Origin of the sequence: Pseudomonas moraviensis, assembly GCF_900105805.1 — a bacterium.
In the GTDB taxonomy this organism is placed as follows: domain Bacteria; phylum Pseudomonadota; class Gammaproteobacteria; order Pseudomonadales; family Pseudomonadaceae; genus Aquipseudomonas; species Aquipseudomonas moraviensis_A.
Genome location: NZ_LT629788.1, coordinates 3922357 through 3946896, shown reverse-complemented (window position 1 = coordinate 3946896; position 24540 = coordinate 3922357). Strand labels below are relative to the sequence as shown.

The following is a 24540-nucleotide window of genomic DNA, read 5'->3' as shown; positions in this document are numbered from 1 at the left end:
CAATCATCGAGGTGTCGCATGCGTGGATTGTGGTTGTGGGCGCTGGTGTTGCTGGCAGGCTGTCAGCACGTGGTGGCTCCGCCGGTGAGCGGTGAAATCCGCGATCTGCGCAGCGGCGAGATGCTCACCGCGCAGCAACTCCTGACCCGCCTCGCTGAACCTGAGCGCCTGATCATGGGTGAGCAGCACGACAATGCCGATCACCATGCCGCACAGTTATGGCTGTTGCAGTCGCTCGGCGGGGAACGTGCGCAAGGCAGCCTGCTGCTGGAAATGCTCACGCCGAATCAACAAGCGAAAGTCGATGCGCTGCGCCAGTCGAAATCTGTTCCGGCAGATCTTCCTGCTGCGTTGGCCTGGCAGGATGGCTGGGACTGGAATCTTTACGGGCCTATCGTGCGCTTCGCCCTGACGCAGCCCTATCCGCTGCTGGCGGCTAATCTCGACGACAGCGACATCCGTGCGTTTTATCGAAATACACCTGCTCTCGACGGCCGACGCAGTAATGCGCCGGCGGTGAAAAACACCCTGCTTGGACAAGTCAGTGAATCTCACTGCGGCTTGTTGCCCGAATCACAGATGCCGGCGATGTTGGCGATTCAGCAACAGCGTGATCGACGTATGGCCGAGGGAATGCTGGCGGCACCGACCCCTTCGATCCTGCTGGCCGGCGCCTGGCATGCGCGCAAGGATGTTGGCGTGCCGCTGCATTTGCTGGATCTCGGCGCTGGCAAGCCACCAATCGTATTGATGCTCGCCGAGCAGGGCGATGCAGTCACGGCGGCGATGGCCGACTACGTCTGGTACACGCCGGCGACGCCGAAGCCCGATTACTGCGAGCAGATGCGCCAGCAATTCGGCAAATGACTTTTCTGCGGGCAAAAAAAGACCCGGTAAAAACCGGGTCAAATAACCGTGATTAGCCTGATGAGGAGATAATCTGAGAGTCCGAACCAAGGGCTTTTCAGAATATCGACTGATCTCGCGATCAGTTGTGATAATCATAGCGATTCTCATTACCGCGTCAACCGCTGTTTTTGCAAATCTGTAATTAAGTTTTTCGAGCGGCCTTGAGGCTCCATAAACAAAGGGCTTCGCGCTAGGTGCGATGCGTCGTCAATTGAGTGATCTGTCGATTCAATTGGCCGATCCGTCGAGCCATCCCTTCGATCAGGCTGTGAGCGATCTTCGGATTGCTGCGGGTCATGCTCAAAAATTGATCACCGGGAATCAGCATCACTGTGCTTGGTTCGCGCGTCACCACCGTGGCATTGCGCGGCTCGCCAGTGAACAACGCCATGGCGCCGAAAATCTCGTCCTTGGGCACCTCGCCGACCTTGTGTCCATCGACGAATGCCTCGGCGTGCCCGTCGATGATCACGAAGACATGATCCGCTGCATCGCCCTGGTGAATCAGCACGGCGCCGGCTTCAACGCGTTTGAAGCCGTTGGTGCTGCGAAACTCGCGCGGTTTCAGCTCCGCCACCGCGTGGGCGAGCAGCGCCATTTGCCCGAGCAGATAGCTCAGCAGCTGCTCCGCTCGATCAGGGTCGGCATACAAATGCTGCAGCACTTCAGCGCGCCGATAAGGCAGCAGCCGCACAGTCCCCTCGCTGCGCAAGCGGCAGTCGCTCCATTGCTCGCCACGTTGCAGACCGAGCAGATCACCTTCCTGCCAGTAGAACAGCGCACGGCCGGCGATGCAGCCATGTACCACGCCCTCGCTCAGCAGAAACAACTGGTCGCCAGCCACCTGTGCAAACAGGTCATCTGTTGCCTGCAGCTCAATAACCGGCGCGCATGGCGACAGCTCCTGCAGCCATTGCCCGGGAAGATTCTGTAAACGATTGATCAGTGCGTCGGCGGGCGCCGATTGTTCCCCCAGCAAATACATGGCGTCAGCGCCTGCTCAGTTTTTGTGGCGCGCAGAAATGGCTTCGAGCTGCTTGTTCAAGGCGTCCTTGCGCTCGGCGGGAATGTCGTTCCAGTGCACGTCCATCAACGCGCCCTCGATCGCATACAGCAACACCTTCGACGCGCGAAACCCGCGGGTGCGCACGGCGCGATAGGCATCCACCGCACCGAGGCGACGCAAGTCCGAGGCGCTGTGGATGCCCACGGCATGCAGCCATTGCGCCGATGTCTTGCCAAGATTTTTCAGGTGTTGCAGTTCATCATTCATCAAGCCTCCTTGCGACGGCCGAATGGTGCGTGGGCAAGCTTCTCAGGAGTGTAGCCATCAGTAGGAAAAGCGTGGTTGTTTGGTCGGAATCGACGCAAAAGCTTCTAAGAAAGGCGGGTGAAAGACCTGCGATTGCAGGAGGAGGGGGGTAATGCATACAACTGTAGGAGTGAGCCTGCTCGCGATGGCGGTATAGCAGCCGACATCCATTTTGAATGTCAGTCAGCTATCGCGAGCAGGCCCACTCCTACATGGAGAGGATGTTGTGTCAGGGGCTGCCGATGAATATCAGCGAGTGCGATACCGCAACCGCGTGCCGAAATTCATCGACATCAGGATCTCGTCAGCACTCAGCTCCGGCGGAAAGTACGCCCCGGAAATCTGCGCATGGGCCAGGCTGGCGCCTTCGAGCGAAGCCTTGCGAAAGTCGATGCCGCGCAGATCGGCGGAGCGGAAGTACGCATCGCGGAAATCCACGTTATCGGCGTTCAGTTCACGCAGGTCCAGACCACGGAAGTCGCCGCCGACCATGTCGATCAGGCCATCCTGTGGACGTTCGTTGTTGAAGCCTGCGACATCATCTTTGTGCAGCAGGGCGTAAAGCGGAGTGTCGAGCAGTTTCGGCTGGCTCATGTCAGATCACCTGTTGGTTTTATGACGCCAGTATAGTGCCACTATTTGACGGCCGTGAAGCGAGCGAGGGCTTCACGGCCGAAATAGTTTTTTACAGACCTGGCAGGCGCTGACGGATCTGCGCGACCACGGTGTCCAGCGTCCCGGATTCATTGGTCTGCACGCGTTTGCTGCGCAGGATTTCTTCCGGCGTCAGCGCTTCGCGGTTGGCCTGCTGCGCTTCGATGACTGCGAGGGTGGCGTCGGACGGATCCTTTTTATCGGCCTGACGCACCGCCAGCCAGCTTTCGATCACGGCTTGCGGGGCGTTGCAGTCGAGGATCAGGAAGGGCGTGCCGGTGGCTTCGGCAATCTTCGCTGCGTTGTCGCGCTGCTCACGCTTGAGATAGGTCGCGTCAATCACTACCGGGAAACCGGCGTGCAAGATGACCTCGGCGATCTCATGCAGGCGCGCGTAAGTCGCGGCGCTGGCGTCGGCGCTGTAAATGCCTGCCTGCACATCGTTGGCAACGGTCTGCTCACCGAACAGGCGCTTGCGCTCGACATCCGAACGCAGGCGAATCGCGCCCAGCGCTTCCACCAGGCGCATGGCCACGTGGCTTTTACCGACTGCGGAAACACCGTGGGTGATGGCCATGAAGCGCGAAGGAATGGTGCTGTAGCTTTCTGCCAGGTTGGCGTAGTTGCGGTACTGGCGCAGGGTGGTGGCGCGCTGCACGGCAGTCGCATCCGCGGGCATGCTGAACAGCGCCACTTTGGCGCGCACTAGAGCGCGGTAGGCTTTATAGAAGTTCAGCACTTCCAGGCCCTGATAGTCACCGGTCAGTTCCAGGTATTGGCTGATCAGGCGACGCGCCAGCGATTTCAAGCCGCGGTCTTCCAGGTCCATCGCGAGGAAGCCGGTATCGGCCCAGACGTCAGTGAAACGGAATGGCTCGTTGAATTCGATGCAGTCGAAGATCACCACATTGCCGTCGATGACCGTGGCGTTGCCCAAGTGAATATCACCGTGGCATTCGCGGGTGAAACCTTGCGCCTTACGCTGGGCGAACAACGGCTTGAGGCGTTCGAAGCTGCTTTCGGCCCAGGCTTTCAGTGCTTCAAGTTGCAGCAGGTCGTTCTTGTCGCTGAGGAATGGCAGGATCTGCTCGAAGTTTTGCGCGACCGGCGCCATCACGCTGTCCGGTGTGCCGGCGTCGTGTTCGGCCGGGACTTTCGGGGCATTGAGATGGAAATGGGCAATCTGCTCAGCCAGGGCATCGATATGCTGAGTGGTCAGTTCGCCATTGGCTTGCAGCGTGCTGAGCAACCCGCTCTGCGGGAACTGGCGCATTTTCAGCACGTATTCGATGGCCGGGCCGTCGCCACCGAGTTGCGGGGTTTCGATGCTGCCGGTGACTGGCAACACGTCCAGATACAAATCAGCGGTCAGACGCTGGTTGAGGCGCAGCTCTTCCGCGCAGAAATGCGCGCGTGCGTCGAGGCTGGTAAAGTCGAGAAAGCCGAAATTCACCGGTTTCTTCACTTTATAGGCAAAGGGGCCGGTGAGGATCACCCACGAGATGTGGGTTTCGATGACCTGAAATCCTTCGACGGGATGCGGGTAGAGGGCCGGGTTTTGCAGGGCAGCGATCAGGGACTGGCTCACGGGCGATCCTTCAGAGGCGGGGGAATTCTAGGCGGCCATTATGGCTGCTTGCCCGCCTGACGCAAACCTCCGCGCGTGCCTGTTGAGGATCGATAAAGTGCGTATAATCCGCCGCCATGACTCGATCCCGATCCCCCCGTACCAAGAAAAAACCACCAGCCAAGGGCCTCAGCCCATGGTTGAGCTGGGCCATTAAACTCAGTCTGGTCGGCCTTGTGGTGCTGGCCGGCTTCGCCGTTTACCTCGATGCCGTGGTGCAGGAGAAATTCTCCGGCAAGCGCTGGACCATCCCGGCCAAGGTCTATGCGCGCCCGCTCGAGCTGTTCGTCGGACAGAAGCTCAGCAAGGACGATTTCCTCACCGAACTCGATGCCCTCGGCTATCGCCGCGAAGCCGTGAGCAATGGCCCCGGTGCCGCCGCCGTCAGCGGCAATACGGTCGACCTGAACACCCGTGGCTTCCAGTTTTATGAGGGGCTGGAGAAACCGCAGCCGGTGCGCGTGCGTTTCTCCGGCGATTACGTCGCCGAGCTGTCCGCGACCAACGGTTCGAAGCTGTCGGTGGTGCGCCTCGAACCGCTGATGATCGGCGGCATTTACCCGAAAAATCTTGAAGACCGCATCCTGATCAAGCTCGATCAGGTGCCGCCGTACCTGCTGGAAACCCTGATCGCCGTGGAAGACCGCGATTTCTATAGCCATTGGGGCGTGTCGCCGAAATCGATCGCGCGCGCGGTGTGGATCAACACCTCCGGCGGCAAGATGACCCAGGGCGGCAGTACGCTGACGCAGCAGTTGGTGAAGAACTTCTACCTGACCAGCGAACGCAGCCTGACCCGCAAGCTCACCGAAGCGATGATGGCGTTGCTGCTCGAACTGCATTACAACAAGCAGGAAATCCTTGAGGCCTACCTCAACGAAGTCTTTGTCGGCCAGGACGGTCAGCGGGCGGTGCACGGTTTCGGTCTGGCCAGCCAGTTCTTCTTCGGCCAGCCATTGTCCGAGCTGAAACTGCATCAGGTGGCCTTGCTGGTCGGCATGGTCAAGGGGCCGTCCTACTACAACCCGCGGCGTAACCCGGAGCGTGCGCTGGAGCGGCGTAATCTGGTCCTCGATGTGCTGGCGCAGCAAGGCGTGGCAACTGCCGAACAGGTCGAAGCAGCGAAGAAAATGCCACTGGGTGTAACCACCCGCGGCAAGCTCGCCGACAGCTCGTTCCCGGGCTTCATCGACTTGGTCAAACGTCAGTTGCGCGAAGACTATCGCGACGAAGACTTGACCGAAGAAGGCCTGCGCATCTTCACCAGTTTCGATCCGATCCTGCAGATGAAAGCCGAAGCTTCGGTCAACGACACGTTCAAACGTCTCGCCGGGCGCAAGGGCTCCGATGACGTCGAGGCGGCGATGGTCGTGACCAACCCGGAAACCGGCGAAGTCCAGGCAATGATCGGCAGCCGTCAGGCCAGTTACGCCGGTTTCAACCGGGCACTCGATGCGGTGCGTCCGATCGGCTCGCTGATCAAACCGGCGGTGTACCTCACCGCGCTGGAGAAACCGAGCCAGTACACGCTGACCAGTTGGCTGTCGGACGATCCGTTGTCGGTCAAAGGCGCCAACGGTCAGGTGTGGAAGCCGCAAAACTACGATCGCCGCTCCCACGGCACGGTGTTCCTCTATCAGGGTCTGGCGCATTCCTACAACCTCTCGACTTCGCGTCTGGGCCTGGAAGTCGGCGTGCCGAACGTGCTCAAGACCCTCGGTCGCCTGGGCGTCACCCGTGAATTCCCGGCGTTCCCGTCAATGCTGCTCGGTGCCGGCGGCATGACGCCGATCGAAGTGGCGACCATGTATCAGACGCTGGCCAACGGTGGTTTCAACACGCCGATGCGCGGTATTCGCAGCGTGCTGACCGCCGAGGGCGAGCCGCTCAAGCGTTATCCGTTCCAGATCGAACAGCGTTTCGATCCGGCTTCCATCTACCTGATCCAGAACGCCATGCAGCGGGTGATGCGTGAAGGTACCGGCAGTTCGGTTTATAACGTGCTGCCGAAAACCCTGACGCTGGCGGGCAAGACCGGTACCAGTAACGATTCGCGCGACAGCTGGTTTGCCGGTTTCAGTCAGGATCTGCTGGCGGTGGTCTGGCTCGGTCGCGATGACAATGGCAAGACGCCGTTCACCGGTGCCACCGGTGCGCTGCAGGTCTGGACCAGTTTCATGCGCAAGGCCGATCCGCTGCCGCTGGACATGCCGCAGCCGGACAATGTCGTACAGGCCTGGGTCGATTCGCGCACCGGCCAGGGTTCCGATGCCAACTGCCCCGGTGCGGTGCAGATGCCGTATATTCGCGGCAGCGAGCCGCCACCCGGCGCCGCGTGTGCAAGCGAAACACCTGCCTCGCCGGAATCGGTGATGGACTGGGTCAAGGGCTGGATGAATTAAGCAAAGAGGGTTTCAAGTGAACAAGTGGTTGATTCCAGCGGTGACCGCCGTGGCTTTGCTCAGCGGCTGCTCCACCGTACAGCGTGGTTCGATTCCCGTGGTGGATTCGGGCACAGCCGTGTCCAACAGTGAACGCATCGGCGCCAATGGCGGTTTCCGCCAGACCACGGTCAAGCGCCCGGCGCAGGGCCAGACTCAGGCGATTCCGCAGGGCGATACCGGCGTGGTGGTGATGGTGCCGGGCGGCGGTGCTGCGGTGTCGACACCGATCAGCTCTTCGCCGATCGTCCCGGGCCCGGCCTCGGGCGGTATCACATCGGGGCCGTATAACCCGTCGGCGGTTGAGTCGGCACCGATCAATTCCGGCAGCTACAGCATGCCTTCCACGCCAAGTGGCATTCCTTCGACCAGCAGTGGCGGCGGCCTGTCGGCGGATGAGCAACTGGACGGCCCGGTACTCGCCTTGCTGACCACCGCGCAACAGCAGCAGGCCGGCGGCGACCTCAACGGTGCTTCTTCCAGCCTGGAGCGGGCGCAGCGTGTTGCCCCGCGTGAGCCACAAGTGCTCTACCGTTTGGCGCAAGTGCGCATGGCCCAGGGCGATGCGCCGCAAGCCGAGCAGTTCGCCCGGCGCGCGCTGACCATGGCCAATGGTCGTCCGGATCTGCAAGCCAGCCTGTGGGAAATCATCGCTCAGTCTCGTGAGAAACAAGGCGATGCCGCCGGCGCTGCTCAGGCCCGTCAGAAGGCCAAGGTTTCCCTGTGATGGACGCGCGCTTCCCGAAAATCGCCGATCATCTGCTGCTGATCGAGCGAGAACTGCGCGCTTTGGGCTGGTGGGATGAGGTCGAGCCGTCGGCCGAGGCCCTGAGCAGTGTCGAGCCGTTTTCGGTCGACACGCTGGACTTCGAGCAATGGCTGCAATGGATCTTCCTGCCGCGCATGAAGATGATCCTCGAACAGGACCTGCCGCTGCCGAACGCCTCGGGCATTCAGGAAATGGCGGAAATGGTCTTCGCCCAGCGCAACCTTGGCGGCAAGGATCGTCAGTTGCAGGTGCTGCTCAAAGAGTTCGACCTGCTGATCACCGCTTCGCGCTGAATACGGCTGTGTAGGAGCTGCCGAAGGCTGCGATCTTTTGATTTTGCTGTTGAAGTGCAAGATCAAAAGATCGCAGCCTCGTTCCACTCGTCAGCTCCTACACAGCTCCTACACAGCTCTGACACAGATCCGGTAGAGTGCCTACGAACAGTTCTCGGCAATCTGCTTCTGCGCTTCGACGATGCGCTCCTGACGCTGCGCGTCGTCGAGCCGCCGCACATCCCCCTCGACTTCCTCACGCAAGCGCGGATTGTTCTGCAATTGCGCGAGATTCGTGCGTGCCTGCTCGCAGAACGCCTTGAGTTGCGCCTGCTGCTCGGCGACCTGTTTCTTCACCTTGGTATCAATCGCCTTCTGATCGCCGAGCACGCCACCACCCGGCATCGGCGCAGCTTTCGGCGTGGGCGAGGAGGGCGTCTGTATGGTTGTCGACGGTTGGCCCTGCGGCGGCTGCGCATCGAAATGTGTGACACCCTGGGCATCGACCCATTTGTAGATTTGAGCAGCCGAGCACCATGGGCTGAGGCCGATCAGCAGAGTGAGGAGGAGCGTTCGCATGCTGATTCCTTGGTAAAAATGCGCAATTGACGCTAACAGAGTAGCGCTTTTCAGGTTTTTTCTTGCGTTCTCATGTGCTTACCCACAATTAACCCAACAGACGACTTGACTTGCAGAGGGCGAAACAGAAGAATCCAAAGTCCGCTGTAGAGGGACTGCCAGAAGCAGACCCACTCGGTAGATCATGAGGCGCACATCCGCGCCGACCTGTTACACCCGCAACGCGTTACCTCGCGCTGGGTGGGAAAGGCCCGCAACACTTGGGACGATCCCAATACTTGCTCAGTCAGTGCTGACGTAGTCGGCGACCACCGTCGCTCATGCTCTGCCGAGAAGTAAACCTATTAAGACCCGCCCCTTTTTGTGGACGGTATTCTGGCGTTTTAGAGGTGAACAACGTGGAGCTTTTATCTGGCGGTGAGATGCTCGTCCGCTTTTTGCGTGACGAAGGCGTCAAATATATCTACGGGTACCCGGGTGGTGCTCTCCTGCATGTTTACGATGCCCTGTTCAAAGAACCGGAAGTGACCCACATCCTGGTTCGTCACGAACAAGCGGCGACCCATATGGCTGACGGCTACGCCCGTGCCACCGGTAAAGCCGGCGTGGTATTGGTGACATCCGGTCCAGGCGCCACAAACGCCATCACCGGTATCGCCACCGCCTATATGGACTCGATTCCGATGGTGATCATTTCCGGTCAGGTGCCAAGCACCATGGTCGGCACCGACGCGTTCCAGGAAACCGACATGATCGGCATCTCCCGGCCGATCGTGAAGCACAGCTTCATGATCAAGCACGCCTCGGAAATCCCGGAAGTCATGAAGAAGGCGTTCTACCTTGCGCAATCCGGTCGTCCGGGTCCGGTCGTGGTCGACATCCCGAAAGACATGACCAACCCGGCCGAGAAGTTCGAATACGTTTTCCCGAAAAAAGCCAAGCTGCGTTCCTACAGCCCAGCCGTTCGCGGTCACTCCGGGCAGATTCGCAAAGCAGCGGAAATGTTGTTGGCAGCCAAGCGCCCAGTGCTGTACTCCGGCGGCGGCGTCATCCTCGGCAACGGCTCCGCGCAGCTGACCGAACTGGCAAAAATGCTCAACCTGCCGGTAACCAATACCTTGATGGGCCTGGGCGCTTTCCCTGGCACTGACCGTCAGTTCATCGGCATGCTCGGCATGCACGGCAGCTACACCGCGAACCTGGCGATGCACCATGCCGACGTGATCCTCGCGGTCGGCGCACGCTTCGACGATCGGGTGATCAACGGCCCGGCCAAGTTTTGCCCGAACGCCAAGATCATCCACATCGACATCGACCCAGCGTCGATCTCCAAGACCATCAAGGCCGACGTGCCGATCGTTGGTCCGGTCGAGAGCGTCCTGACCGAAATGGTCGCGATCCTCAAGGAAATCGGCGAGACCCCGAACAAGGAGTCCGTGGCCAGTTGGTGGAAGCAGGTCGATGAATGGCGCGGCGATCGCGGCCTGTTCCCTTATGAAAAGGGCGACGGCAGCCAGATCAAGCCGCAGACCGTGATCGAAACCCTCTGCGAAGTGACCAAGGGCGATGCCTTTGTGACCTCCGACGTGGGTCAGCACCAGATGTTCGCTGCGCAGTACTACACGTTCAACAAGCCTAACCGCTGGATCAACTCCGGTGGTCTGGGCACGATGGGCTTCGGGCTGCCGGCGGCGATGGGCATCAAACTGAGCTTCCCGGACGACGATGTGGCCTGCGTCACCGGCGAGGGCAGTATCCAGATGAACATTCAGGAGCTGTCGACCTGCCTGCAGTACGGCTTGCCGGTGAAAATCGTCATCCTCAACAACGGTGTGCTGGGCATGGTTCGCCAGTGGCAGGACATGAGCTACGGCAGCCGTCACTCGCACTCCTACATGGAATCGCTGCCTGACTTCATCAAGCTGGCCGAGGCCTATGGCCACGTTGGCGTACGCATCACCGAATCGAAAGATTTGAAGTCGAAGATGGCTGAAGCGTTTGCCATGAAGGATCGCCTGGTGATCATCGATGTTGCAGTCGACACCAGCGAGCACGTCTACCCGATGCAGATCAAAGACGGCTCCATGCGCGATATGTGGCTGAGCAAGACGGAGCGTACTTAATCATGCGGCACATTATTTCCCTGCTTCTGGAAAACGAACCCGGCGCTCTGTCTCGCGTAGTCGGCCTGTTCTCGCAGCGCAACTACAACATTGAAAGCCTGACCGTGGCCCCGACCGAAGACCCGACCCTGTCGCGTCTGACGCTGACCACCGTGGGCCACGATGAAGTGATCGAGCAGATCACCAAAAACCTGAACAAGCTGATCGAAGTGGTCAAGCTGGTGGACCTGTCGGAAAGCGCTCACATCGAGCGCGAACTGATGCTGGTCAAGGTCAAGGCCACTGGCGCCCAACGCGCCGAGATCAAACGCACCACCGATATCTACCGTGGGCAGATCGTCGATGTCAGCGCCAGCGTGTATACCGTTCAGTTGACCGGTACCAGCGACAAGCTCGACAGCTTCATTCAGTCCATCGGCACCGCATCGATTCTGGAAACCGTCCGCAGCGGCGTGACCGGCATTGCTCGCGGCGACAAAGTACTCAGCATCTAAACCAAATTAGCGCATGGCCTGAACGGCCGGATATAAGGGGAAATTCATGAAAGTTTTCTACGATAAAGACTGCGACCTGTCGATCATCCAGGGCAAGAAAGTTGCCATCATCGGTTACGGCTCCCAGGGTCACGCTCAAGCGTGCAACCTGAAAGACTCCGGTGTCGACGTTACCGTCGGTCTGCGTAAAGGTTCGGCCACCGTTGCCAAAGCCGAAGCTCACGGCCTGAAAGTGACCGACGTTGCTTCCGCCGTAGCTGCTGCCGACCTGGTCATGATTCTGACCCCGGACGAATTCCAGTCCTCGCTGTACAAGAACGAAATCGAGCCGAACATCAAGAAAGGCGCCACCCTGGCCTTCTCCCACGGCTTCGCGATTCACTACAACCAGGTTGTTCCGCGTGCCGACCTCGACGTGATCATGATTGCGCCGAAAGCCCCGGGCCACACCGTACGTTCCGAGTTCGTCAAAGGCGGCGGTATCCCTGACCTGATCGCGATCTACCAGGACGCCTCGGGCAATGCCAAGAACGTAGCGCTGTCCTACGCCGCTGGCGTGGGTGGTGGTCGTACCGGCATCATCGAAACCACCTTCAAGGACGAGACCGAGACCGACCTGTTCGGCGAACAAGCCGTTCTGTGCGGCGGTACCGTTGAACTGGTAAAAGCCGGTTTCGAAACCCTGGTTGAAGCTGGCTACGCGCCGGAAATGGCCTACTTCGAGTGCCTGCACGAACTGAAGCTGATCGTAGACCTCATGTACGAAGGCGGTATCGCCAACATGAACTACTCGATCTCCAACAACGCCGAGTACGGCGAGTACGTAACCGGCCCGGAAGTGATCAACGCCGAATCCCGTCAGGCCATGCGCAACGCCCTGAAACGTATTCAGGACGGCGAATACGCCAAAATGTTCATCAGCGAAGGCGCAACCGGCTACCCTTCGATGACCGCCAAGCGTCGTAACAACGCCGCTCACGGTATCGAAATCATCGGCGAGCAACTGCGCTCCATGATGCCGTGGATCGGTGCCAACAAGATCGTCGACAAAGCCAAGAACTGAGTCGTCGTCCCTTGTACGAAAAACGCGGCCTCGGCCGCGTTTTTTCGTTTGGGCCGGTGCTTCTGGTATAAAGCTGCATCGTTTGTGGCCGAACTGTCGTCCTCAAGCATCTGTCGAATTTTTTCCAAACCGTTGCAAGGTAATGTCCATGAGCGAACGTCCCGAAGAGCCGAACAAGGCTTCCGACGCCGAAAGCCTGCTGCCCATCGATGAACACATCGAAGAAGGGCACGACGCTGAAGGTCGCAAAGTCCGGCATCGTGGTATCTATCTGCTGCCGAACCTGTTCACCACTGCCAACCTGTTCGCAGGCTTCTACTCCATCATCAACTCGATGAGCGCCCAGGCCGCCCTGAGTGCCGGTGACTCGGTGAATGCGAGCAAGTACTTCGCTTTCGCTGCGATCGCGATCTTCGTCGCGATGGTGCTGGACGGCCTCGATGGCCGCGTGGCGCGCATGACCAATACGCAAAGTGCCTTCGGCGCCGAGTACGACTCGCTGTCGGACATGGTCGCATTCGGTGTCGCGCCGGCATTGCTGGCCTTCGGTTGGGCATTGGGCGACATGGGCAAGGTTGGCTGGATGGTCGCCTTCATCTATGTGGCGGGCGCAGCGTTGCGTCTGGCGCGCTTCAACACTCAGGTCGGCACGGCGGATAAACGCTACTTCATCGGTCTGGCCAGCCCAGCGGCGGCAGGCGTCGTGGCGGGCATTGTCTGGGCGTTCAGCGATTACGGCATCCAGGGTTCGAAGATGTCGTTCCTGGTCGCGCTGATGGTTGCGGCCGCCGGCATGCTGATGGTCAGCAACATCAAGTACAACAGCTTCAAGGAGCTGGATCTCAAAGGTCGCGTGCCGTTCGTGGCGATCCTGGCGGTGGTGCTGGTATTCGCTGTTGTGTTCAGCGATCCGCCGCGCATTCTGCTGCTGGTGTTCCTCGCTTACGCGGCGTCCGGCCCGGTGCAGTACCTGTTGCGTCTTCGTCGTCACAAAAACGCCGAGTGATGTAATTTCGCGCATACTCCGCAGTCTATGGGTGCACCTGTCCTCCAAAGCTGCGGAGTTGTCATGTTGATCAAGATCCCCAAAGCATCCGACTGCCATGAGTCGGATGTCACGCCTGAAGCCATTTATCTTTCCCGTCGCCAATTGCTCGGTGCTACCGCTGCCGGTATTGCCGTAAGCAGCCTGCCGCGCTGGGCGAGTGCCGCTGATGCCCCTCGCTACTCTGATGTCGAATCCGGCAAGGCGCCGGCCTGGTTTGCCGAAAAGCTTCCTTCTACTCAGTGGGGGGCGGTCGACGTCAAGGACGAGGCGATCACGCCTTATAAAGACGCCACGCACTACAACAACTTCTATGAGTTCGGTACCGGCAAGGGCGATCCGGCTTCGAATGCGGGCGACCTGAAAACCGAACCCTGGAGCGTAGTGATAGACGGGGAGGTGGGTAAACCGGGGCGCTACGCACTGGAAGACTTCATGAAACCGTATCAACTGGAGGAACGTATCTATCGACTGCGCTGCGTCGAGGCGTGGTCGATGGTCATACCCTGGATCGGCTTTCCCATTTCGGCCCTGCTCAAACAGGTCGAGCCGACCTCCAAAGCGAAGTACATCCGCTTCGAAACCCTGCAGGATCCCAAGAGCATGCCCGGCCAGCGTTCCGGTTTTGCCCTGATCGATTGGCCATATGTCGAAGGCTTGCGTCTGGACGAGGCGATGAATCCTTTGGCGATCCTCGCGGTGGGCATGTATGGCCGCGAACTGCCGAATCAGAACGGCGCCCCGTTGCGTCTGGTGGTGCCATGGAAGTATGGCTTCAAAAGCGTGAAATCCATTGTGCGTATCAGTCTGGTCAGCGAGCAGCCGAAGACCACTTGGCAAAGCATCGCAGCCGACGAGTATGGCTTCTACGCGAATGTGAATCCGACGGTCGACCATCCACGCTGGACTCAAGCTCGCGAGCGGCGCTTGCCAAACAGTCTGTTCAAACCGAATGTGCGCGATACGCAGATGTTCAACGGCTACTCGGATGAAGTCGCTTCTTTATATACAGGGCTCGATCTGCGGAAGAACTACTGATGCGCTATCCGTTCTGGCGAGTGGGCGTTTTCATTGCTGCGGCCATCTGGCCGTTGCTGTGGTTCTATCAGGCGTTCGCCGATCTGCTCGGGCCTGATCCGGGCAAGGTGCTGGTCGATCGTCTTGGACTTGGCACGCTGGTGTTGCTGTTGATCACGCTGAGCATGACACCTCTGCAAAAGCTGAGCGGCTGGGCGGGGTGGATTGCGGTTCGCCGGCAGTTGGGGCTTTGGTGTTTTGCCTATGTGACGCTGCATCTGTTCAGCTACATGGCGTTTATCCTCGGATTCGACTGGTCTCAGCTGGGCGTGGAGCTGCGCAAGCGGCCATACATTATTGTCGGTGCACTGGGCTTTCTCGGCTTGCTGATATTGGCGGTGACGTCGAATCGCTATAGTCAGCGTCGGTTGGGTGCTCGCTGGAAGAAGCTGCATCGTCTGGTTTACGTGATTCTCGGGCTCGGTTTGCTGCATATGCTGTGGATCGTGCGGGCTGATCTGGAGGAGTGGACGATTTATGCCTTTATAGGCGCGGCGCTTTTGCTGCTTCGTCTGCCGCCGGTGACGAGACGAATGCCGCGTTTATTGGGCAAAAAGCAGAATCTGCAAGAAAAGCGAAATTAACGGTTGACGGCAGATTCCAGAGGTCTATAATTCGCCCCACTTCCGGCGCAGTCGAAACGGAAAACTCCTTGAGATTCAAAGAGTTACGCAGTTTTCGACAGCGACTTGCTTCAGATCATCGAAGCCTGGAAGGAGTTGAAAGAGCAGTGATGTTTGGCTCTCTTAACGGTTCGATCTTCTCGGTCGAAAGCGGAGAAAAAGAGGTGTTGACAGCAGTGATTAACGCTGTAGAATTCGCCTCCCGCTAACGAGAGATCGGAAGCGCAAGTGGTTGAAGTTGTTGAAGAATTCTTCGAAAACTTCTGAAAATAATCACTTGACAGCAAATGAGGCTGCTGTAGAATGCGCGCCTCGGTTGAGACGAAAGATCTTAACCAACCGCTCTTTAACAACTGAATCAAGCAATTCGTGTGGGTGCTTGTGCAGTCAGACTGATAGTCAACAAGATTATCAGCATCACAAGTTACTCCGCGAGAAATCAAAGATGTAACCAACGATTGCTGAGCCAAGTTTAGGGTTTCTTAAAAACCCAAAGATGTTTGAACTGAAGAGTTTGATCATGGCTCAGATTGAACGCTGGCGGCAGGCCTAACACATGCAAGTCGAGCGGATGAAAGGAGCTTGCTCCTGGATTCAGCGGCGGACGGGTGAGTAATGCCTAGGAATCTGCCTGGTAGTGGGGGACAACGTTTCGAAAGGAACGCTAATACCGCATACGTCCTACGGGAGAAAGCAGGGGACCTTCGGGCCTTGCGCTATCAGATGAGCCTAGGTCGGATTAGCTAGTTGGTGAGGTAATGGCTCACCAAGGCGACGATCCGTAACTGGTCTGAGAGGATGATCAGTCACACTGGAACTGAGACACGGTCCAGACTCCTACGGGAGGCAGCAGTGGGGAATATTGGACAATGGGCGAAAGCCTGATCCAGCCATGCCGCGTGTGTGAAGAAGGTCTTCGGATTGTAAAGCACTTTAAGTTGGGAGGAAGGGTTGTAGATTAATACTCTGCAATTTTGACGTTACCGACAGAATAAGCACCGGCTAACTCTGTGCCAGCAGCCGCGGTAATACAGAGGGTGCAAGCGTTAATCGGAATTACTGGGCGTAAAGCGCGCGTAGGTGGTTTGTTAAGTTGGATGTGAAATCCCCGGGCTCAACCTGGGAACTGCATCCAAAACTGGCAAGCTAGAGTATGGTAGAGGGTGGTGGAATTTCCTGTGTAGCGGTGAAATGCGTAGATATAGGAAGGAACACCAGTGGCGAAGGCGACCACCTGGACTGATACTGACACTGAGGTGCGAAAGCGTGGGGAGCAAACAGGATTAGATACCCTGGTAGTCCACGCCGTAAACGATGTCAACTAGCCGTTGGGAGCCTTGAGCTCTTAGTGGCGCAGCTAACGCATTAAGTTGACCGCCTGGGGAGTACGGCCGCAAGGTTAAAACTCAAATGAATTGACGGGGGCCCGCACAAGCGGTGGAGCATGTGGTTTAATTCGAAGCAACGCGAAGAACCTTACCAGGCCTTGACATCCAATGAACTTTCCAGAGATGGATTGGTGCCTTCGGGAACATTGAGACAGGTGCTGCATGGCTGTCGTCAGCTCGTGTCGTGAGATGTTGGGTTAAGTCCCGTAACGAGCGCAACCCTTGTCCTTAGTTACCAGCACGTTATGGTGGGCACTCTAAGGAGACTGCCGGTGACAAACCGGAGGAAGGTGGGGATGACGTCAAGTCATCATGGCCCTTACGGCCTGGGCTACACACGTGCTACAATGGTCGGTACAAAGGGTTGCCAAGCCGCGAGGTGGAGCTAATCCCATAAAACCGATCGTAGTCCGGATCGCAGTCTGCAACTCGACTGCGTGAAGTCGGAATCGCTAGTAATCGCGAATCAGAATGTCGCGGTGAATACGTTCCCGGGCCTTGTACACACCGCCCGTCACACCATGGGAGTGGGTTGCACCAGAAGTAGCTAGTCTAACCTTCGGGGGGACGGTTACCACGGTGTGATTCATGACTGGGGTGAAGTCGTAACAAGGTAGCCGTAGGGGAACCTGCGGCTGGATCACCTCCTTAATCGACGACATCAGCTGCTGCATGAGCTCCCACACGAATTGCTTGATTCATTGAAGAAGACGATAGAAGCAGCCCGAAATTGGGTCTGTAGCTCAGTTGGTTAGAGCGCACCCCTGATAAGGGTGAGGTCGGCAGTTCGAATCTGCCCAGACCCACCAATTTTGTGTGGGAAACGCCTGTAGAAATACGGGGCCATAGCTCAGCTGGGAGAGCGCCTGCCTTGCACGCAGGAGGTCAGCGGTTCGATCCCGCTTGGCTCCACCACTACTGCTTCTGAAGTTTGAAAGCTTAGAAATGAGCATTCCACCGAAACGGTGATGAATGTTGATTTCTAGTCTTTGACTAGATCGTTCTTTAAAAATTTGGGTATGTGATAGAAAGATAGACTGAACGTTACTTTCACTGGTAACGGATCAGGCTAAGGTAAAATTTGTGAGTTCTCTTAGTTGAGAAATTCGAATTTTCGGCGAATGTCGTCTTCACAGTATAACCAGATTGCTTGGGGTTATATGGTCAAGTGAAGAAGCGCATACGGTGGATGCCTTGGCAGTCAGAGGCGATGAAAGACGTGGTAGCCTGCGAAAAGCTTCGGGGAGTCGGCAAACAGACTTTGATCCGGAGATGTCTGAATGGGGGAACCCAGCCATCATAAGATGGTTATCTTGTACTGAATACATAGGTGCAAGAGGCGAACCAGGGGAACTGAAACATCTAAGTACCCTGAGGAAAAGAAATCAACCGAGATTCCCTTAGTAGTGGCGAGCGAACGGGGACTAGCCCTTAAGTGGCTTTGAGATTAGCGGAACGCTCTGGAAAGTGCGGCCATAGTGGGTGATAGCCCTGTACGCGAAAATCTCTTAGTCATGAAATCGAGTAGGACGGAGCACGAGAAACTTTGTCTGAATATGGGGGGACCATCCTCCAAGGCTAAATACTACTGACTGACCGATAGTGAACTAGTACCGTGAGGGAAAGGCGAAAAGAACCCCGGAGAGGGGAGTGAAATAGATCCTGAAACCGTATGCGTACAAGCAGTGGGAGCAGACTTTGTTCTGTGACTGCGTACCTTTTGTATAATGGGTCAGCGACTTATTTTCAGTGGCGAGCTTAACCGAATAGGGGAGGCGTAGCGAAAGCGAGTCTTAATAGGGCGTCTAGTCGCTGGGAATAGACCCGAAACCGGGCGATCTATCCATGGGCAGGTTGAAGGTTAGGTAACACTGACTGGAGGACCGAACCGACTACCGTTGAAAAGTTAGCGGATGACCTGTGGATCGGAGTGAAAGGCTAATCAAGCTCGGAGATAGCTGGTTCTCCTCGAAAGCTATTTAGGTAGCGCCTCATGTATCACTGTAGGGGGTAGAGCACTGTTTCGGCTAGGGGGTCATCCCGACTTACCAAACCGATGCAAACTCCGAATACCTACAAGTGCCGAGCATGGGAGACACACGGCGGGTGCTAACGTCCGTCGTGAAAAGGGAAACAACCCAGACCGTCAGCTAAGGTCCCAAAGTTATGGTTAAGTGGGAAACGATGTGGGAAGGCTTAGACAGCTAGGAGGTTGGCTTAGAAGCAGCCACCCTTTAAAGAAAGCGTAATAGCTCACTAGTCGAGTCGGCCTGCGCGGAAGATGTAACGGGGCTCAAACCATACACCGAAGCTACGGGTATCACCCTCGGGTGATGCGGTAGAGGAGCGTTCTGTAAGCCTGTGAAGGTGAGTTGAGAAGCTTGCTGGAGGTATCAGAAGTGCGAATGCTGACATGAGTAACGACAATGGGTGTGAAAAACACCCACGCCGAAAGACCAAGGTTTCCTGCGCAACGTTAATCGACGCAGGGTTAGTCGGTCCCTAAGGCGAGGCTGAAAAGCGTAGTCGATGGAAAACAGGTTAATATTCCTGTACTTCTGGTTATTGCGATGGAGGGACGGAGAAGGCTAGGCCAGCTTGGCGTTGGTTGTCCAAGTTTAAGGTGGTAGGCTGAGATCTTAGGTAAATCCGGGATCTTAAGGCCGAGAGCTGATGACGAGTTACCCTTTGGGTGACGAAGTGGTTGATGCCATGCTTCCAAGAAAAGCTTCTAAGCTTCAGGTAACCAGGAACCGTACCCCAAACCGACACAGGTGGTTGGGTAGAGAATACCAAGGCGCTTGAGAGAACTCGGGTGAAGGAACTAGGCAAAATGGCACCGTAACTTCGGGAGAAGGTGCGCCGGTGAGGGTGAAGGACTTGCTCCGTAAGCTCATGCCGGTCGAAGATACCAGGCCGCTGCGACTGTTTATTAAAAACACAGCACTCTGCAAACACGAAAGTGGACGTATAGGGTGTGACGCCTGCCCGGTGCCGGAAGGTTAATTGATGGGGTTAGCTAACGCGAAGCTCTTGATCGAAGCCCCGGTAAACGGCGGCCGTAACTATAACGGTCCTAAGGTAGCGAAATTCCTTGTCGGGTAAGTTCCGACCTGCACGAATGGCGTAACGATGGCGGCGCTGTCTCCACCCGAGACTCAGTGAAATTGAAATCGCTGTGAAGATGCAGTGTATCCGCGGCTAGACGGAAAGACCCCGTGAACCTTTACTATAGCTTTGCACTGGACTTTGAATTTGCTTGTGTAGGATAGGTGGGAGGCTTTGAAGCGTGGACGCCAGTTCGCGTGGAGCCATCCTTGAAATACCACCCTGGCAACTTTGAGGTTCTAACTCAGGTCCGTTATCCGGATCGAGGACAGTGTATGGTGGGTAGTTTGACTGGGGCGGTCTCCTCCTAAAGAGTAACGGAGGAGTACGAAGGTGCGCTCAGACCGGTCGGAAATCGGTCGTAGAGTATAAAGGCAAAAGCGCGCTTGACTGCGAGACAGACACGTCGAGCAGGTACGAAAGTAGGTCTTAGTGATCCGGTGGTTCTGTATGGAAGGGCCATCGCTCAACGGATAAAAGGTACTCCGGGGATAACAGGCTGATACCGCCCAAGAGTTCATATCGACGGCGGTGTTTGGCACCTCGATGTCGGCTCATCACATCCTGGGGCTGAAGCCGGTCCCAAGGGTATGGCTGTTCGCCATTTAAAGTGGTACGCGAGCTGGGTTTAGAACGTCGTGAGACAGTTCGGTCCCTATCTGCCGTGGACGTTTGAGATTTGAGAGGGGCTGCTCCTAGTACGAGAGGACCGGAGTGGACGAACCTCTGGTGTTCCGGTTGTCACGCCAGTGGCATTGCCGGGTAGCTATGTTCGGGAAAGATAACCGCTGAAAGCATCTAAGCGGGAAACTTGCCTCAAGATGAGATCTCACTGGAACCTTGAGTTCCCTGAAGGGCCGTCGAAGACTACGACGTTGATAGGTTGGGTGTGTAAGCGCTGTGAGGCGTTGAGCTAACCAATACTAATTGCCCGTGAGGCTTGACCATATAACACCCAAGCAATTTGCTGACCTGAAAAGGCGCCAGATTGCGGTGTGTGAAGACGAAACGAACCGAAAGTTCGAAGCGCACAAACACCGACAGCTGTCACATACCCAATTTGCTGAAGCGAGGCCATCTGGCCACGACTCAGTACCCGAATTTCTTGACGACCATAGAGCGTTGGAACCACCTGATCCCATCCCGAACTCAGCAGTGAAACGATGCATCGCCGATGGTAGTGTGGGGTTTCCCCATGTGAGAGTAGGTCATCGTCAAGATTAAATTCCGAAACCCCAATTGCGAAAGCAGTTGGGGTTTTGTTTTGCCTGCGAGAAAGTTTTCAGAGCTGCGGCGAACAAAATTGCACAGTTATTTTCGAATCAGAACACTAGAATAGCCCCATCTTTTTCGGAGTCAGAGCCTGTATGTCAGAATCGGTTGACGCCTCCGGGCTGTCAGATTTACCGCTGGAAGACTTGATAGCCTGTCACGAGTGCGACCTGCTGATGCGCAAGCCGACACTTGCCCACGGTGAGAAAGCTCTCTGCCCGCGTTGCGGCTACGAGTTGTATGCGCACCGCCACAATGTGGTGCAGCGCAGCCTCGCCTTGGTGATTGCCGCGTTATTACTTTACGTGCCGGCAAACTTTTTACCCATCATGCAACTCAATATCCTCGGGCAATCGTCACAGGATACGGTGTGGAGTAGCGTGGTCGGTCTGTTCAATACCGATATGCAAGGAGTGTCGATTGTCGTCTTCCTCTGCAGTATGGCGATACCGTTGCTCAAGTTGCTGTGCCAGCTGTTTGTACTACTGACGATTCGGTTCAATGTCGGCCGCGGCTATGGCTTGCTGCTCTATCGTATTTACCACCACCTCAGAGACTGGGGCATGCTCGAGGTCTACCTCATGGGCGTCCTCGTTGCGATCGTGAAGCTGGCAGATATGGCAGCGATCACCGTCGGCCTCGGGCTGGCATGTTTTATTGGCTTGTTATTGGTGCAAGTCTGGCTGGAGGTGGTGATGTCACCGCATCAGATCTGGCAGGCATTATCAGGAGAGGATGCCCATGCGGGCGATTGATGCGGGCATTCTGGTGTGCACCGAATGCCACGAGCTGAACAGGCAGGACGCTGACGTCGATGAGCAAAACTGCAGCCGTTGCGGCGCTCAGGTTCACGCTCGCCGACCGAACAGCCTGACCCGAACCTGGGCGCTGTTGATCACGGCAGCCATCATCTATATCCCGGCGAATGTCCTGCCGATCATGACGGTCAGTTCTCTGGGCCAGGGTGATCCGAGCACCATCATGTCCGGGGTGATTCAACTGGTGCAGCACGGCATGATTCCGATCGCCGCCGTAGTGTTCATTGCCAGTATTCTGGTGCCGACCTTCAAACTGGTCGGCATCGCGTTGTTGCTGTTTTCCGTGCAGCGCCGGCAGCCATTGTCGGCCCGTCAGCGCATCTGGATGTACCGTTTCATCGAGTTCATTGGCCGTTGGTCGATGCTCGATATTTTTGTGATCGCCATTCTCGTGGCGGTCGTCAACTTCGGCCGGATAGCCAGTGTCGAAGCCAATCTGGGCGCCGTCGCCTTCGCCACTGTGGTGATTCTGACGATGCTCGCCGCAGTAACTTTCGATCCCCGACTGATTTGGGATAACACGGAGTCGGACGACGACCATGACTGATTTGCCTGTAGCGAAAACCCGACCGGCTTCGAACTGGTCGGCTATTTGGGTGCTGCCTCTGATTGCGCTGATCATCGGCGGCTGGCTCGGCTGGCGTGCCTGGTCGGAAACCGGCATCGAGATTCAGGTACGTTTTGAAAGTGGCGAAGGTATCCAGGTCAACAAGACTGAAGTGGTCTACAAAGGCATGCCGGTCGGCAAGGTCAAGACCCTCAAGCTCGACGATGAAGGCAACTCCAAAGGAGTGATCGCCACCATCGAAATGAACAAGGATGTCGAGCAGTACCTGAAAACCAGCACGCGGTTCTGGCTGGTCAAACCGAGCGTGACCCTGGCCGGTATCACCGGGCTGGAAACCTTGGTCTCGGGTAATTACGTGGCGATCAGTCCTGGAGAGGGCGAACCGGTACGCAAGTTCAAGGCACTCGCCGAAGAGCCGCCACTGTCCGACGCCAAGCCCGGTCTGCACCTCACCATCAAGGCCGATCGCCTCGGCTCTTTGAATCGCGGCAGCCCGGTGTTCTACAAGCAGATCAAGGTCGGCCAGGTGAAAAGCTATGTGCTTTCCGAGGATCAGAGCACCGTTGAACTGAAGGTATTCATCGAGCCGACCTACGCCAAACTGGTGCGCAAACATACACGATTCTGGAACGCCAGCGGCATCAGCATCGACGCCAACCTCTCCGGTGTGAAAGTGCGCAGCGAATCCCTGGCCAGCATCGTCGCTGGCGGTATCGCCTTCGCGACACCGGAAAATCGCAAGGACAGCCCGCCGACTGACCCGAGTCTGCCATTCCGTCTCTATGAAGACTTCGACGCCGCCGCTGCCGGGATTCGCGTGAAGGTCAAACTCAGCGACTTCGAAGGCCTGCAGGCCGGTCGCACGCCGGTGATGTACAAAGGCATTCAGGTCGGCAACCTGAAAGCGCTGAAGGTCGATCCGGACCTGAACAGCGCGACAGCCGAGCTGACTCTGGATCCGCTGGCTGAGGACTACCTGGTGGAGGGCACGCAGTTCTGGGTGGTCAAACCATCGATTTCCCTGGCCGGCATCACTGGCCTCGAAGCACTTGTGAAAGGTAACTACATCGCCGTGCGTCCGGGCGATAAGGGCGCAGCGCCGAAGCGCGAGTTCGAGGCGCGGCCAAAAGCGCCGCCGCTGGATCTGCGTTCGCCGGGGCTGCACTTGGTATTGTTCACCGATTCGCTGGGCTCGATCGACGTCGGCAGCCCGATTCTGTACAAGCAGGTCAAGGTCGGTTCAGTGCAGAGCTACCAGTTCTCCCGAACCAAAAAGCAACTGGTCATTGGCGTGCACATCGAGAAGGAATACGAAAACCTGGTCAACGCTTCGACCCGTTTCTGGAACGTCAGCGGCATCACCCTCACGGGTGGCTTGACCGGCGGGATTCAGGTGAAGAGTGAATCCCTGCAGACTCTGATGGCTGGCGGTATCGCATTCGAAACGCCGCAAGCCAATGCGCCGTTGAAGAAACGCATCCCGCGCTTCCGTCTGTACGCCGATCACGACGAGGCGAACAAGAAAGGCGCAGTGGTGACCATCAAAGTCGATCGCGCCGACGGTTTGAGCAGCGGTACGCCGGTGCGTTTCAAGGGGCTGGATGTCGGCAAGATTGAAAGCGTCGATCTTACCGATGACATGCAGTCAGTGATCCTCACCGCGCGCATCACCGAAGTGCCGGAGAAGATTGCCCGAGTCGGCAGTCAGTTCTGGGTGGTCAAGCCGGAACTGGGACTGATCAAGACGCAGAACCTGGAAACGCTGGTCACCGGTAAGTACATCGAAGTCCAGCCAGCGGCGAAGAATCTCGGCCCGCAGAAGAACTTCGTTGCCTTGGCCGAGGCGCCGGAAGTCACTAAACAGGAAGCCGGTTTGAGTCTGGTGTTGAGCGCCGCACGTCGCGGTTCGCTGAAGCCTGGCGTGCCAGTCACTTACCGTGAAATCACCGTCGGCAAGGTCACCGGTTATGAGTTGGGCCAGACGGCTGACCGGGTGTTGGTGCACATCCTGATCGAGCCGAAGTACGCGCCACTGGTGCGCAGCGGCAGCCGCTTCTGGAACACCAGCGGCGTGGGCTTCGATTACGGGTTGTTCAAGGGCGTGACGGTGCGAACCGAGTCGCTGGAGACACTGATTCAGGGCGGCATCGCCTTCGCTACACCGGAGGGCGAGCGCATGGGCAATCCGGCGCGGGCCGAGCAGACGTTCCCGCTGTTCGACAAGTTCGAGGAAGAATGGCTGACCTGGGCGCCGAAGATTCAGCTTGGTAAGTAATTCTTCAGCGTCTGGGACGACGCTATCGCGAGCAGGCTCACTCCTACAAGGGAAACGCATTCCAACTGTAGGAGCGAGCCTGCTCGCGAAGGGGCCAGGCAAATCAACACAAAATCCAAGGGA

At 57.3% G+C, this 24540-nt stretch carries 18 protein-coding genes, 2 tRNA genes and 3 rRNA genes; 18 read left to right on the top strand and 5 right to left on the bottom strand.

Annotated features, from left to right (window positions below):
* Positions 1-18 precede the first annotated feature (18 nt).
* Positions 19-867 carry a ChaN family lipoprotein gene (locus tag BLU71_RS17560; protein ID WP_083353579.1) on the top strand — a complete coding sequence of 283 codons (849 nt, stop codon included), beginning with the start codon at positions 19-21 and terminating at the stop codon, positions 865-867.
* Between the two features lie 232 nt (positions 868-1099).
* Here BLU71_RS17560 and BLU71_RS17555 read toward each other — a convergent pair whose 3' ends face one another.
* From BLU71_RS17555 to BLU71_RS17540, 4 genes are all read right to left on the bottom strand, one after another.
* Entirely contained in the window at positions 1100-1894 is a 795-nt protein-coding gene (locus tag BLU71_RS17555; RefSeq protein ID WP_083353578.1) for a Crp/Fnr family transcriptional regulator, read from the bottom strand.
* A 15-nt stretch (positions 1895-1909) separates the two neighbouring features.
* Entirely contained in the window at positions 1910-2182 is a 273-nt protein-coding gene (locus BLU71_RS17550) for a TfoX/Sxy family protein (protein WP_016773175.1), read from the bottom strand.
* A 288-nt stretch (positions 2183-2470) separates the two neighbouring features.
* Complete coding sequence (locus BLU71_RS17545) at positions 2471-2815, bottom strand: pentapeptide repeat-containing protein (RefSeq protein WP_064364141.1); 345 nt, start codon at positions 2813-2815, stop codon at positions 2471-2473.
* 91 nt (positions 2816-2906) lie between these two features.
* Positions 2907-4463: an AAA family ATPase gene (locus BLU71_RS17540; protein WP_065615682.1), complete on the bottom strand. Its 1557-nt coding sequence runs from the start codon at positions 4461-4463 to the stop codon at positions 2907-2909.
* Positions 4464-4579: 116 nt separating this feature from the next.
* On the opposite strand from BLU71_RS17540, the gene mrcB reads away from it, so the two are divergent.
* From mrcB to BLU71_RS17525, 3 genes are read left to right on the top strand one after another with little or no spacing between them, the layout of a single operon-like run.
* Positions 4580-6904, top strand: coding sequence for a penicillin-binding protein 1B (mrcB, locus tag BLU71_RS17535; RefSeq protein WP_064364143.1), 2325 nt, complete (start codon positions 4580-4582; stop codon positions 6902-6904).
* A 16-nt stretch (positions 6905-6920) separates the two neighbouring features.
* Positions 6921-7670 (top strand): tetratricopeptide repeat protein, encoded by a 750-nt coding sequence (locus BLU71_RS17530; RefSeq protein WP_083353577.1) that lies wholly within the window; start codon positions 6921-6923, stop codon positions 7668-7670.
* Positions 7670-8005, top strand: a complete 336-nt coding sequence (locus BLU71_RS17525; protein ID WP_064364144.1) for a YqcC family protein — start codon at positions 7670-7672, stop codon at positions 8003-8005. The genes BLU71_RS17530 and BLU71_RS17525 overlap by 1 nt, the downstream gene beginning before the upstream one ends.
* A 141-nt stretch (positions 8006-8146) precedes the next feature.
* Here the strand turns inward: BLU71_RS17525 and BLU71_RS17520 are convergent, their stop codons facing one another.
* Complete coding sequence (locus tag BLU71_RS17520) at positions 8147-8563, bottom strand: DUF4124 domain-containing protein (RefSeq protein WP_083353576.1); 417 nt, start codon at positions 8561-8563, stop codon at positions 8147-8149.
* 398 nt (positions 8564-8961) lie between these two features.
* Between BLU71_RS17520 and BLU71_RS17515 the strand changes: the two genes are divergently transcribed.
* From BLU71_RS17515 to BLU71_RS17445, 14 genes are all read left to right on the top strand, one after another.
* The gene (locus BLU71_RS17515) at positions 8962-10686 is read left to right on the top strand and encodes an acetolactate synthase 3 large subunit (RefSeq protein WP_065616944.1); all 1725 of its coding nucleotides are present in this window, start codon (positions 8962-8964) and stop codon (positions 10684-10686) included.
* 2 nt (positions 10687-10688) lie between these two features.
* Positions 10689-11180: an acetolactate synthase small subunit gene (gene ilvN / locus BLU71_RS17510; RefSeq protein WP_003176102.1), complete on the top strand. Its 492-nt coding sequence runs from the start codon at positions 10689-10691 to the stop codon at positions 11178-11180.
* A 46-nt stretch (positions 11181-11226) separates the two neighbouring features.
* Positions 11227-12243 carry a ketol-acid reductoisomerase gene (gene ilvC, locus BLU71_RS17505; RefSeq protein WP_003228216.1) on the top strand — a complete coding sequence of 339 codons (1017 nt, stop codon included), beginning with the start codon at positions 11227-11229 and terminating at the stop codon, positions 12241-12243.
* Positions 12244-12391: 148 nt separating this feature from the next.
* On the top strand, positions 12392-13249 hold the full coding sequence (pssA, locus tag BLU71_RS17500; RefSeq protein WP_016773182.1) for a CDP-diacylglycerol--serine O-phosphatidyltransferase: 858 nt from the start codon (positions 12392-12394) through the stop codon (positions 13247-13249).
* A gap of 63 nt (positions 13250-13312) precedes the next feature.
* Positions 13313-14326, top strand: a complete 1014-nt coding sequence (gene msrP / locus BLU71_RS17495) for a protein-methionine-sulfoxide reductase catalytic subunit MsrP (RefSeq protein WP_064364145.1) — start codon at positions 13313-13315, stop codon at positions 14324-14326.
* On the top strand, positions 14326-14949 hold the full coding sequence (gene msrQ / locus BLU71_RS17490; protein WP_083353575.1) for a protein-methionine-sulfoxide reductase heme-binding subunit MsrQ: 624 nt from the start codon (positions 14326-14328) through the stop codon (positions 14947-14949). Before msrP ends, msrQ begins: the two co-directional genes overlap by 1 nt.
* 541 nt (positions 14950-15490) lie before the next feature.
* A 16S ribosomal RNA gene (locus BLU71_RS17480) occupies positions 15491-17027 on the top strand.
* An 81-nt stretch (positions 17028-17108) separates the two neighbouring features.
* Positions 17109-17185, top strand: a tRNA-Ile gene (locus tag BLU71_RS17475).
* 30 nt (positions 17186-17215) lie between these two features.
* Positions 17216-17291: transfer RNA gene (locus tag BLU71_RS17470), tRNA-Ala, on the top strand.
* A 247-nt stretch (positions 17292-17538) separates the two neighbouring features.
* Positions 17539-20432: ribosomal RNA gene (locus BLU71_RS17465) — 23S ribosomal RNA — on the top strand.
* A gap of 156 nt (positions 20433-20588) precedes the next feature.
* A 5S ribosomal RNA gene (gene rrf / locus BLU71_RS17460) occupies positions 20589-20704 on the top strand.
* The 16S, 23S and 5S rRNA genes sit together here with 2 tRNA genes alongside, the layout of an rRNA operon.
* A 147-nt stretch (positions 20705-20851) precedes the next feature.
* A complete protein-coding gene (locus tag BLU71_RS17455; protein WP_083353574.1) occupies positions 20852-21511 on the top strand; it encodes a paraquat-inducible protein A in 660 nt (219 codons plus the stop codon).
* The gene (locus BLU71_RS17450; RefSeq protein WP_064362100.1) at positions 21498-22121 is read left to right on the top strand and encodes a paraquat-inducible protein A; all 624 of its coding nucleotides are present in this window, start codon (positions 21498-21500) and stop codon (positions 22119-22121) included. Before BLU71_RS17455 ends, BLU71_RS17450 begins: the two co-directional genes overlap by 14 nt.
* Positions 22114-24417 (top strand): intermembrane transport protein PqiB, encoded by a 2304-nt coding sequence (locus BLU71_RS17445; protein ID WP_065616574.1) that lies wholly within the window; start codon positions 22114-22116, stop codon positions 24415-24417. The genes BLU71_RS17450 and BLU71_RS17445 overlap by 8 nt, the downstream gene beginning before the upstream one ends.
* Positions 24418-24540: the final 123 nt, after the last annotated feature.